Origin of the sequence: Vibrio sp. VPAP30, from assembly GCF_001188205.1 — a bacterium.
Lineage (GTDB): Bacteria > Pseudomonadota > Gammaproteobacteria > Enterobacterales > Vibrionaceae > Vibrio > Vibrio bivalvicida.
Genome location: NZ_LBLS01000037.1, coordinates 198,111 through 210,476 on the forward strand (window position 1 = coordinate 198,111; position 12,366 = coordinate 210,476).

The 12,366-nt window shown below is 48.1% G+C and carries 11 protein-coding genes; 7 read left to right on the forward strand and 4 right to left on the reverse strand.

Annotated features, from left to right (window positions below):
* Window positions 1–102 precede the first annotated feature (102 nt).
* Window positions 103–573 carry an SOS response-associated peptidase family protein gene (locus tag ZX61_RS17620; RefSeq protein ID WP_235431352.1) on the reverse strand — a complete coding sequence of 157 codons (471 nt, stop codon included), beginning with the start codon at window positions 571–573 and terminating at the stop codon, window positions 103–105.
* A gap of 114 nt (window positions 574–687) precedes the next feature.
* Window positions 688–1,584 carry a DMT family transporter gene (locus ZX61_RS17625; protein ID WP_049845903.1) on the reverse strand — a complete coding sequence of 299 codons (897 nt, stop codon included), beginning with the start codon at window positions 1,582–1,584 and terminating at the stop codon, window positions 688–690.
* Between the two features lie 119 nt (window positions 1,585–1,703).
* Here ZX61_RS17625 and ZX61_RS17630 point away from each other — a divergent pair, with 119 nt between their 5' ends.
* Window positions 1,704–2,186 (forward strand): MarR family winged helix-turn-helix transcriptional regulator, encoded by a 483-nt coding sequence (locus tag ZX61_RS17630; protein ID WP_004747390.1) that lies wholly within the window; start codon window positions 1,704–1,706, stop codon window positions 2,184–2,186.
* 87 nt (window positions 2,187–2,273) lie between these two features.
* Here the strand turns inward: ZX61_RS17630 and ZX61_RS17635 are convergent, their stop codons facing one another.
* Together ZX61_RS17635 and aceB are read right to left on the reverse strand one after the other, a co-directional pair.
* Entirely contained in the window at window positions 2,274–2,711 is a 438-nt protein-coding gene (locus ZX61_RS17635; RefSeq protein ID WP_004747389.1) for a GlcG/HbpS family heme-binding protein, read from the reverse strand.
* A gap of 56 nt (window positions 2,712–2,767) precedes the next feature.
* Entirely contained in the window at window positions 2,768–4,396 is a 1,629-nt protein-coding gene (aceB, locus tag ZX61_RS17640) for a malate synthase A (RefSeq protein ID WP_049845904.1), read from the reverse strand.
* Between the two features lie 312 nt (window positions 4,397–4,708).
* Between aceB and gcl the strand changes: the two genes are divergently transcribed.
* From gcl to ZX61_RS17670, 6 genes are all read left to right on the forward strand, one after another.
* Entirely contained in the window at window positions 4,709–6,484 is a 1,776-nt protein-coding gene (gcl, locus tag ZX61_RS17645) for a glyoxylate carboligase (RefSeq protein ID WP_049845905.1), read from the forward strand.
* Between the two features lie 18 nt (window positions 6,485–6,502).
* Window positions 6,503–7,279 (forward strand): hydroxypyruvate isomerase, encoded by a 777-nt coding sequence (hyi, locus tag ZX61_RS17650; protein ID WP_049845906.1) that lies wholly within the window; start codon window positions 6,503–6,505, stop codon window positions 7,277–7,279.
* Between the two features lie 50 nt (window positions 7,280–7,329).
* On the forward strand, window positions 7,330–8,226 hold the full coding sequence (locus ZX61_RS17655) for a 2-hydroxy-3-oxopropionate reductase (RefSeq protein WP_049845907.1): 897 nt from the start codon (window positions 7,330–7,332) through the stop codon (window positions 8,224–8,226).
* 370 nt (window positions 8,227–8,596) lie between these two features.
* Window positions 8,597–9,739 carry a sugar diacid recognition domain-containing protein gene (locus ZX61_RS17660; protein WP_049845908.1) on the forward strand — a complete coding sequence of 381 codons (1,143 nt, stop codon included), beginning with the start codon at window positions 8,597–8,599 and terminating at the stop codon, window positions 9,737–9,739.
* A 138-nt stretch (window positions 9,740–9,877) separates the two neighbouring features.
* Window positions 9,878–11,143, forward strand: coding sequence for a GntP family permease (locus ZX61_RS17665; RefSeq protein WP_004412799.1), 1,266 nt, complete (start codon window positions 9,878–9,880; stop codon window positions 11,141–11,143).
* A 9-nt stretch (window positions 11,144–11,152) separates the two neighbouring features.
* Window positions 11,153–12,289: a glycerate kinase gene (locus ZX61_RS17670; protein WP_049845909.1), complete on the forward strand. Its 1,137-nt coding sequence runs from the start codon at window positions 11,153–11,155 to the stop codon at window positions 12,287–12,289.
* Window positions 12,290–12,366 lie beyond the last annotated feature (77 nt).

Genomic DNA, 12,366 nt, shown 5'->3' on the forward strand with positions numbered 1-12,366 from the left:
CTGTTGGGCTAGCTTATTCTTAATGTTTGATCGTATTCAACATTCAATAAAGCGTGAGCTTGCTCTATGGTTCCTGTCACCCAGTTGAGAACTTGGTTTGCGTCAATCATTAGCGGCATGCGGTGATGATATTGAGCGCATTGGGAATTGGGAATTGGGTTTCGTGGTGAGTGTGACCACTTTTGAGTTGTTTTCGAGTGCGATAGCTGCCATGTACAGAGCTCCTTTGTTTGGCTGCTCAAATAGGTATTTCACCTTTCGCCCTTGTTCCTCACGCCACTCATACCAGCCACTGCATGGGACAATCACTCGACTGAACTGAAACGAACTGGCAAAGGTGGGCTTCTGTGAAACAGTTTCTGCTTGGGCGTTAATGATAACTCGCTTTGCCCAGTCAGGCTTAATTCCCCATGCGAGGTTGCGCTGCTGTATCTTGCTGCCATAACTGGCTAAACAAGCCACCTGTTCTGTCGGACGTAAATCGTTGTTGCTATGAGTATTAAAATTTAAGCCAAGCTGTTCACAGACGATATTGCACAAGGGATCGTCGATGACATTGAGTCTTCCGCACATTGCTTCCACCTTTCTCGAGTGAGCCTAGTCAGTATAGCAATCACGCAGGAGCCGTTTTAAAAAGTTAAAAGCCGCGCTAAGTGGCGCGGCTATTTGAGCGATAATTTGTGCCTTTTAGCTTTGGCACTCAGCGGGCGCTGGTCTGTTTTGCCTTATGGCGAGTATCGCTTGAGGTAACAAAGACATCACAATCATGCCGATCATCAAGCTGTACTGGAATGGGGTGAAGGATTCACCGAGCAAGATAAGTCCAGACACGATCCCCGCGATCGGATTGGCGATACCACCGAAGGTAAAGTCGACCACAGACATACGTTGTAATAGCCACACATACATGCCGTACCCTAGTGCCGTGTTAAGCCCGACAACCCATAATAAACCAGACAGGTTGGTCATTGAGAAGTTGTTGAAAATCGCGGCGTATTTTGCGGGATCCATCGCCCCTTGAACACCTGCTGCGATAGACAGAATCACACCACCGAGGATGAGCTGCCAGGTTAAGACTGTCCACCAGTGCATACGGTTTCCGAGTGATTTAGTGATCGAGCTGCCAACTACAATACACATGATCGCCGCGAGCATAGCCCCCAAACCAATCGGATTTAGGCTAATTGAACCTGGGTCAAACAGCATCCAAGCGAGTGCGATCAGGGTGGCACCACATACCGACTGAATCAAGCCTGGGCGATGTTTGTTGATCAGCCAGTTGTAGAGCATCGCAAATACAGGCACTGAGATCATGCCAACACCAGAAATGGCAGAAGGCAAAGTCAGCGCCATGACAAAGATCAGCCCGAAGAAGGTCGCAATATTGATCAAACCTAAGCTAAACAAAATCTGCCAGTCGCCTTTTTTCGGCAGGCTTGGCTTAAATGCCAACAACAGAAGTCCGGCTGGTAGTGCACGGATCGCACCCAGTAATAGGGGAGGCCAGTCCGCAAGTGTGTATTGCGTGACGGCATAAGTGGTTCCCCAAAAGAACGCCGGAATCATGGCAAGTAATATATTCATAACAATTATCTTTACGTTAAGATACTTTCGTGAGGAATGTACGCCTAAAAGCGCTGTTTGTAAAGTATCTTTATGTTAAGATATTCAAAACAGCATTTTGTTACTGGAGACAAATATTCATGGACGCTATTGATAGAGTAGTAGACCAGTGGGCTAAGGAAAAGCCAGAGCTAGAAACTGAACCTATGGCGATAATGGGTCGATTGATGCGCATTGCCAAGTATATGGAGACAGAAGTGGCTCAGCTACATAAGCGCTATGACTTGAAACTTGGGGAGTTCGACGTGTTGGCGACTTTGCGTCGTAGTGGTAAACCTTTTCGCCTCACCCCTTCAGAGCTGATTGATTCTATGATGCTGACATCTGGCGCGATGACGAACCGATTAGATAAGCTTGAGTCTAAAGGTTTGATCAGCCGCGAGCACAGTAAAGAAGACCGTCGTAGTGTGACGGTTGAGCTAAGCCAAGATGGTTTTGTGCTGATCGACAAAATTATTGAAGAGCACGCCGCAGTACAGGAAAAGCTGGTTAAAGGTATTAATGCTAATCAGAAGAAACAGATGAACACTATTTTGAAAGGTTGGCTGACTCAATACGAGTAATCTCTTCGAAAATACGAAATAGAAAAACGCCCTCATTTGCGTATGCAACTGGGGGCGTTTTGTTTTGCTTTGCTTTGTTAGTCAGTGCTAAGAGACGGCGTCATCACAATAAAGCTGGGCGTGGTCAATTCCCCCGAGTGCGCAGCTTTCATCGATATCAGATAAATCACCACTGACCCCGACCGCGCCAAGAATGTTTTTCTCGGCATCGCGAATGAGCAATCCGCCTGGAACGGGAACCATATTACCGTGTGCGAGAACATTAACAGCGGAGATAAATGCAGGTCGATTGTCGGCATCCTGAGCGAGTTTTCGTGAAGAACACCCGAGCGCTAGTGCGCCCCAAGCTTTAGCAATCGCGATATCTGGTCGCATCATGCTAGAACCATCTTGGCGTTGCAAAGAGATGAGTTTCCCTCCACTGTCGAGAACGGCGACCGTGAGCGGTGCGCTTTTGCTCTTGGAACCTGCCTGAAAGGTACCGTCAATGACGGAGAGTGCTTGATCTAGAGTTAAACTTCCCATGTTATCTCCTGTTAATGTTCTACCGCCCTAGCTCGAATAGACGAACTAGGTTGGTATTACGCAGCCCCGTTAAGAAGCTGATAGCTTGGTAAGGTCAGGAAGGTGGCGAACTCTTTCGCTGTTGACAGCTCGAAGAAAAGGTCAGCGGTTTGTTCAAAGCGGCCAGCTGCGAATCGAGCATCGCCCACTTCCTGTTTGATAGTGTTGAGCTCTTGATACAGCCATTGGTGGAAAAGCTCTTTGGTAAAGGTTTGCCCATCATCAAGTTCGACTGAGTGATGAATCCATTGCCAGATATTAGCGCGCGAGATCTCTGCCGTTGCGGCATCTTCCATCAAGCCATAGATCGGCACACAGCCATGGCCTTGAATCCAAGCTTCGATGTAATAAAGCGCAATACGGATATTCTTGCGAACACCTGCTTCATCGCGTGTCCCTTCACACGGTTTTAGCAGCAGATCAGCGCCAATTTCATGTGTTGGGCTGACAAAATCGAGTTGGTTTGGCTTTCCTTCGAGGTTTTTATCGAATACTGACATTGCCAGATCGACGAGCGCCGGGTGCGCAACCCAAGTTCCGTCATGGCCATTGCGTGATTCACGCTCTTTATCCTCGATCACTTTGGCGGTCACTCGCTCCATCTCTGCAGGATCTTTGGCTGGGATGAAAGCTGACATACCGCCCATTGCCAAGGCGCCACGCTGATGACAAGTACGTACTAACAGTTGGCTGTAGGCATTAAGGAATTCTTTATCCATCCCAACCACGTGTCGGTCTGGAAGAATGCGGTCGGTGTGGTTTTTGAGGGTCTTAATGTAACTGAAGATGTAATCCCAGCGGCCGCAGTTCATTGCGACGATATGGTCACGCATGGCGTAAAGCATTTCGTCCATTTGGAATACGGCAGGTAGCGTTTCAATCAGAACGGTCGCACGAATCGTGCCTCGCTCGACACCAAAGTAATCTTCGGTGAAGGAGAAAACGTCATCCCACCATTGTGATTCTTCCATGCTTTCTAGCTTAGGAATGTAGTAGTAAACCCCAAGTCCTTGCTCTGCTCGTGATAGATAGTTGTGGTAGAAGTAGAGCGCGAAATCCATCAAGCAACCAGGAATGGGTTTATCGTCAAATTGGATCGATTGCTCCGGCAGGTGCAGGCCTCGCGGACGGGCAATCAGTAGGGCTGGGTCATCACTGAGCTGATAATGTTTGTTTTTTGCTTCATCGTGATAACTGATCGTGCGGGCATTGGCATCGCGCAAGTTTATCTGCCCTTGAACCATGTTCTCCCAAGTAGGGGAAGAGGCGTCTTCAAAACAACACATAAAGACCTTGGCACCTGAATTCAGTGCGTTGATCACCATTTTGCGATCAATCGGGCCGGTTATTTCTACTCGACGGTCTAACAGTTCAGGTGGCGGAGTGGCGACTTTCCAGCTCTTGTTGTCACGAATAGATTGTGTATCCGCTCGGAAATTCGGTAATTCGCCAGCATCAAAGCGCTTTTGTTGCTCTTCGCGAGCAGCGAGTAGCGCATCTCGACGTGGAGCAAACTTCTTAACTAGCTTGGTTAAGAATGACAGCGCTTCTTTGTTAAGGATGGTTTGGTATTCAGGGTTGTCCATGTTACCGACTACGCGCAGACAGGCGGTTTCTTCTCTTTCTGCTACATCGTTCAGACTCATTGTTCGTCTCCTTTAAACAATATCGAATGATTTTGTGTACAAAAACATGTTGCACGAATACTTATATTTCAATTCATGTAAACAATCAAAGGGTATTTAACATTTATTTTTCATTTGCTCTGTTGGAAAAATATTTTTATGTAAAGATATTTTATATAAAGCAATGATTTCTAGGGTTTTTGGGGTTAGTGTTCGCTTCGAGCAATGGCTCTATGTTGAAAAAGTGTTGCATTTAGGGGTTGCCAAATTCTGAATATGATTCATAGTACACAAAGTATCTTTGAATTGTATACAATCGAAATGGAGGTTCGCATGGCAAAGATGAAGGCAATTGAGGCGGCGGTAGAAGTACTTAAGAAGGAAGGTGTAGACATTGCCTTCGGTGTTCCTGGCGCAGCGATTAACCCAATGTACGCGGCAATGAAAAAGCTCGGTGGTATTGATCACGTACTTGCTCGCCATGTGGAAGGTGCTTCGCATATGGCAGAAGGTTACACGCGTACCAATCAAGGTAACATCGGCGTGTGTATCGGCACATCGGGTCCAGCAGGCACAGATATGATCACCGGATTGTATTCTGCATCAGCGGACTCAATTCCAATCCTTTGTATTACAGGGCAAGCGCCACGAGCTCGCCTGCATAAAGAAGATTTCCAAGCAGTAGATATCGAATCTATTGCTAAACCCGTCACTAAGTGGGCGACAACCGTACTAGAGCCAGCACAGGTGCCACGTGCATTCCAGCAGGCGTTTCACCTAATGCGCTCAGGCAGGCCTGGCCCGGTACTGATTGACTTACCGTTAGATGTTCAGCTGACGGAAATCGAGTTTGATATTGATACTTATGAACCGTTAGAGGCATACCAGCCAAAAGCAACACGTGCTCAGGTAGAAAAAGCCATCGAAATGATGTGTGAGTCTGCTAACCCAGTGATTGTTTCTGGTGGTGGTGTTATTAATGCGGGAGCTGAAGCGCTACTGCAACAGTTCGCTGAAATTACAGGTGTTCCTGTGATTCCAACTCTGATGGGGTGGGGCTCCATCGCGGACGACCATGAACTGATGGCAGGTATGGTTGGTCTGCAAACGGCGCATCGTTACGGCAACGCAACCTTGCTTGAATCTGATTTTGTGTTTGGTATCGGTAACCGATTTGCTAACCGCCACACGGGGTCTTTGGATGTGTATACCAAAGGGCGTAAGTTTGTTCACGTTGATATTGAGCCGACTCAAATTGGGCGTGTGTTCTGTCCGGATCTTGGCATTGTTTCTGATGCCAAAGCAGCACTTGAACTGCTGGTGGAAGTGGCGCGTGAATGGCGTGACGCAGGTAAATTACCAAACCGCAGCGCGTGGGTTGGCGAATGTCAGCAGCGTAAAGCGACGATGTTACGTAAAACTCACTATACCGACGCACCGATTAAACCAATGCGTGTTTATGAAGAGATGAACAAAGCGTTTGGTCGCGATACTTGTTATGTCAGCACGATTGGTCTCTCTCAAATTGCGGCAGCACAATTCCTACACGTGTATAAGCCACGTCATTGGATTAACTGTGGTCAAGCTGGCCCGCTAGGTTGGACGACACCTGCCGCTCTCGGTGTACGTGCCGCGGATCCTAATCGCGATATCGTGGCTATCTCTGGTGACTATGACTTCCAATTCATGATTGAAGAGCTGGCGGTTGGCGCGCAGTTTAACCTGCCGTATATCCATGTTTTGGTAAACAACTCTTACCTTGGTCTGATTCGCCAAGCGCAGCGTCAGTTCGACATTGATTATTGTGTTCAGTTGGCGTTTGAGAACCAGAATGCACCAGAGCTCAACGGCTACGGTGTAGACCATGTGACGGTTGTTGAAGGCTTAGGTTGTAAAGCGATTCGAGTGACTGACCCAGAGCAGATGCAAGAGGCGTTTGCTCAAGCGAAAGAGTTAATGAACAAGCACAAGGTGCCTGTTGTGGTTGAAGTGATTCTAGAGCGCGTAACCAACATTGCGATGGGCGTCGAGATTGACTCAATCAATGAGTTCGAAGCCTTGGCAGAAAGCGCTGACGACGCACCAACAGCGTTAATCAGTAACAGCTAACAGAATAAGGAAATCAAAATGGCAAAGTTTGCAGCAAATTTATCCATGTTGTTTACCGAATTGGACTTCAAAGATCGCTTTGAGGCCGCAGCAAAGGCGGGTTTTAGTGGCGTAGAGTATTTATTTCCTTACGCCTTAGAAGCCGCTCAAATCAAGGAGAAACTTGATGAAAACCAACTTACCCAAGTGCTGTTCAACCTTCCGGCCGGCGATTGGGAGGCGGGCGAGCGCGGTATCGCGGTGGACCCAAACCGAATTGAAGAGTTCCAAGCAGGTGTCGCCAAGGCCATTGAATACGCCAAAGTATTGGGTAATACCCAAATCAACTGCCTCGCAGGGATCGTTCCACAAGGGGTAAGCCAACATGATGCGCATGCGGCGTTTGTTATCAACCTACGTTATGCCGCGCAGGCTCTAAAAGAGGCTGGCATTCGCTTAGTGATTGAAGCCATCAATACGCGTGACATCCCGGGATTCTTCCTCAACACCACTGAGCAGGCGAAAGCGGTGATTAAAGAAGTGGGTAGTGACAATCTGTTAATTCAGTACGACATCTACCACATGCAAATCATGGAAGGGGATCTAGCGCCAACCATGAGTGCCAACATCGACCAAATTGCCCATGTGCAGTTAGCCGACAACCCAGGCAGACATGAACCGGGTACTGGGGAGATTAACTACCCATTCGTCTTGAAACATCTTGATGAGCTTGGTTATCAAGGGTGGGTTGGCTGCGAGTACAAGCCGAAAACCACCACCACTGAAGGCTTAGATTGGATCAACCTATACCGCTAAGTGCGGTCTGTGCCCGCCAAAGGGTGGGCTAACGTTACGGAGAACAGAATATGAAAATAGCATTTATTGGTACAGGTATTATGGGCCGCCCAATGGCAGCGAACTTGCAAAAAGCCGGTTATGACATTGTGCTATCTGATCACTTTAATCCCGCGCCCAAAGACTTGGTAGATGCAGGAGCTCAAGTTGTTAACTCTGCGCAAGCAGCCGCTGAAGCAGCAGACGTTATTATCCTTATGGTGCCAAATACACCACAAGTGGAAGACGTGCTATTTGGCGAGAAAGGTGTTGAAGCTGGCCTAAATGCGGGTGGCGCTGAAGGTAAGCTTGTGATCGACATGAGCTCAATCTCACCAATGGCAACCAAAGCGATTGCTGCGCGCATCAATGAAAGTGGTGCACAGTACCTAGACGCGCCAGTATCAGGCGGTGAAGTCGGTGCGGTTAACGCTACGCTAAGCATCATGGTGGGTGGAGCGCAAGAAGCGTTTGATAAGGCACGCCCTCTATTTGAGGTGATGGGTAAAAACATCACGCTGGTCGGAGAAAATGGTGCGGGCCAAACATGTAAGGTCGCAAACCAGATTATTGTGGCACTTAACATTGAAGCGGTTTCGGAAGCGCTGGTGTTTGCTTCAAAAGCGGGCGCTGATCCAGCACGTGTTCGCCAAGCGCTGCTCGGTGGGTTTGCAAGTTCTAAGATCTTAGAAGTCCACGGCGAGCGTATGATTGAAGGCACGTTTGATCCTGGCTTCAGAATCTCGTTGCACCAGAAGGACTTAGATCTAGCGCTAACGGGTGCCAAAGAGTTGGAAGTTGCACTGCCTAATACGCAGAACGCGCAAGAGCTGTTTGAAGAGTGTGCGGCTCAAGGCGGACAGGACTGGGACCACTCAGCGCTGATTAAAGCGATTGAGAATCGCTCAGGACATTCGATTCGAGATTAGGGTCTACTGCCTCTAGTTTCCGTCTGGATAGCAAGGACTCCTCTCCCTCGCTATCCCATACCAATCACGACAAGCAATTGGTGGTGGTTGGTATCTATATATCAATCTTGCTGACTAGCCGTTGTGGGGGAAATCAGTCGGGTTGATATTACTTAAATCGCGTAGTTTTTCGTCTCCTTTTGTACGCGTTCCCGTTGTAAGGCAACAGGTAGAGGCTCGTTCGGGCCTCGTCTTAGCAGGCACCTCGCGTGCTTACATCGGGATTTTTTCTTGGTTACTCAGCTGCAGGCACTGTTGGCGCAATAAAAGCGCGGGGGAGTTGTGCTATGTTAGCCCTAGGAAGAGTAAGGCTTCGAGTACGAGTAAAGAGATGCAGTTAAATACGTTAATCGCGAGGCAAATCGTTGAGCGCGCGACAAAAATTATCCAGTTTCCTGTCAATGTGATGGATGAGAACGGGATAATTATCGGCTCAAGCGATCCAGCGCGATTGCACCGAACCCATGAAGGCGCCTTATTGGCGATACATGACAACCGAACAGTTGAAATTAATCATACGGTTGCCAGTACTCTGATTGGTGTAAAAGAAGGGATTAACTTGCCTATTTTGCATCAAGACAGTGTGATTGGTGTGGTCGGTATTTCAGGGCAGCCTGAAGAGGTCAGACGCTATGGCGAACTGGTTAAGATGACCGCTGAACTCATCGTTGAGCAAGCTGATTTAATGGCTCAGGTTCAGTGGAATAAACGTCATAGAGAGGAGCTACTGCTGCAGTTAATACAGGGTTCTACCTTAAATGAAACCCAGCTGCTATCGATAGCGGAACGATTAGATTTGGATTTAGCTCAGCCAAGGGTAGCAGCCACAGTTAAGGTGATACCTAAGCAAGGTCAGCCTTTGACTTTAGAGCAGTTGCAGAAGTTGGTGCACCTGTTGGAGTACCCAGAGCGAGACAACATTGTTGGTATTGTGTCTGTCTCTCAAAACGAAGTTGTCGTGCTCAAGCCAGTGACCTTAGTCGACAATACATGGAGCAAAGCTGAAGAGAAAAAGCGGGTTAAACGCCTGCTTAAGCGGATCGCTCAAGAGGCGGACTTTACGGTCAAAATCGCCATGGGAGAGTATTTCCCCGGCCTTACCGGGTTATCTCGCTCTTATGAAACAGCCAAGGCGACCCTAGCTTGTAGCGATGAAAGTAAAGACGCGATCTTGTTTTATCAGGAGCATAAGCTGTCGGTTCTGATTGATAATTTGAAGCAAGATGAGTGGCGTCGTAATCAGATAAGTCACCCGATTGAAATTTTGCAGCAACACGACAGTAAAGATGTTCTGGTTAAGACGTTAAAAGAATTTTTTGCTCAGGATTGCGATCTGGCTCAAACCTGTGCAGCTCTCCATATTCACCGCAATACATTGCGTTACCGAATAGAAAAGATTGAAGAAGTTACAGGTTTAAAAATCAATAAGTTAGACCATAAAGTTCAACTGTACTTAGCCCTAAAATGTGTGTGATTATTTGAAGGTTTTTGTCAATTTGCACAAAAATGCTCGTTTCAGATAATAATAAATCTGTCATTTTGCATAAAGAATTTATTTGTCTCTGCTCTTACTCTTCAGGCAGTTCACAAAATAATCGGAAATAACAACAAAATGATAGAAGTCACTACCCTTGGTGCGTTGACCGCTTTGGTCGTCGCCATTGCCCTTATTTTGAAAAAAGTGCCGCCTGCATACGGCATGATCATTGGTGCCTTAATTGGTGGTGTGGTCGGTGGAGTATCACTGACTGACACGGTTTCACTGATGATTGGTGGTGCGCAAGGTATCGTTACTGCGGTACTCCGCATACTTGCCGCTGGTGTACTAGCGGGTGTCTTGATTGAGTCGGGTGCGGCAACTTCGATTGCCGAAACCATAGTGAAAAAAGTGGGTGAAACACGCGCACTTCTTGCTCTCGCTATCGCGACGATGATTTTGACTGCGGTTGGTGTGTTTGTCGATGTAGCTGTTATTACGGTCGCACCAATTGCACTCGCGATTGCACGCCGCGCTGATATCTCTAAGACCGCAATTTTGCTAGCCATGGTGGGCGGCGGTAAAGCGGGTAATGTGATGTCACCAAACCCGAATGCGATTGCAGCAGCCGACGCGTTTAATGTCCCACTGACATCGGTGATGGCGGCTGGTGTGATTCCTGGTTTGTGCGGCTTGGTATTGGCTTACTTCATCGCGAAAAAACTTGTAAACAAAGGCTCTAAAGTAGATGCGTGTGAAGTGGTAGAGGTGGATCATTCGCGCCTACCCGCTTTTAAGGCAGCGATTGTTGCACCGTTGGTTGCGATTGCACTGCTGTCGCTACGCCCGATAGCTGGTATTAACGTTGACCCATTAATTGCGCTTCCTTTAGGTGGTCTTATCGGCGCCGTAGTCATGGGGCGCTTTGCAGATACCAATCACTTCGCTGTTGCCGGTCTTAGCCGTATGGCACCAGTGGCAGTAATGTTGCTTGGTACAGGTACTTTAGCGGGCATTATCGCTAACTCTGGCCTAAAAGATGGATTGATTGATGTATTAACGGCATCTGGATTGCCTTCATTCTTACTGGCACCAATTTCAGGTGCAATGATGGCATTGGCAACAGCGTCGACAACGGCGGGTACGGCAGTCGCTTCAAGTGTGTTTAGCGGCACAATTTTAGAACTCGGAGTGCCAGCATTAGCAGGCGCTGCAATGATTCACTCGGGAGCGACAGTTCTCGATCACATGCCACATGGCAGCTTCTTCCATGCGACAGGTGGCGCAGTGCACATGGATATTCGCGAGCGTCTGAAGTTAATTCCATACGAGTCTGCGGTAGGTCTGATGATCGCCTTCGTCTCGACCATGATGTTCGGTGTGTTTGGTTTATTTGTTTAAGGAATGAAAATGAAGATTGTAATTGCTCCTGATTCGTACAAAGAAAGTTTAACTGCTATGGAAGTGGCGACTGCGATTGAAAACGGCTTTAAAGATGTAATGCCAGACGCAGAGTTTGTTAAGTTGCCAATGGCTGATGGTGGTGAAGGTACCGTGCAGTCATTAGTTGATGCAACGGGTGGTCGCATTGTCACTGCAACAGTGACAGGGCCGTTAGGTCAGCCTGTTGAAGGTTTCTATGGCTTGTTGGGCGATGGCTCTACAGCCGTGATTGAGATGGCCGCGGCATCGGGTTTACACCTTGTTGAACCAGCGAAGCGTAATCCACTGTTAACGACGACCTATGGGACTGGCGAACTGATTAAAGCGGCGCTTGATGCTGGGGTTAAACATATCATTGTCGGCATTGGTGGCAGTGCGACCAATGATGGTGGTATTGGTATGGCCCAAGCGTTAGGGGCTCGCTTGCAAGACGAACAAGGCGCTGATCTAGCCTACGGCGGTGGGGCGCTTGAAAAGCTTGCCAGCATTGATTTGGCTGGTCTAGATAGTCGCTTAACTGATGTTAAGTTAGAAGTGGCATGTGATGTTGATAACCCACTGTGTGGCCCGAAAGGCGCGTCGCATATCTTTGGCCCGCAAAAAGGCGCAACACCTGAAATGGCAGAGCAGCTAGATAGCAACCTAGCTCACTACGCTGAAGTAATTCGCCAAACTAACGGTAAAGAAGTGATAGACCAAGCTGGCGCAGGTGCTGCGGGTGGTCTTGGTGCTGCTCTACTTGGTCTGTTTGATGCGAGCCTACGCCCAGGTATCAGCATTGTCATGGATGCGGTCAATCTGGCGGAAGTGGTAAAAGATGCGGATTTAGTGATTACTGGTGAAGGTCGTATTGATAGCCAAACCATTCATGGCAAAACACCAATCGGTGTCGCTCGCACTGCCAAACAGTACGACTTGCCTGTGATTGGTATTGCGGGAAGCATCGCGCAAGATTGCCACGTTGTGCATGAGCACGGCATTGATGCTGTCTACAGTGTCGTACTCGGGGCAACCGATCTGCCTACTGCGCTAAAAGAAGCGGCATTCAACGTCGAGATGACCTCACGCAACGTTGCCGCTGCACTGGCAATGACGTTTAAATAACTTCCCTTTACACTGTAAACGGCCGCTAGTTAGCGGCCGTTTTTGTATGCAGGTTGTGAAAGTTGGTTACCTTAAGG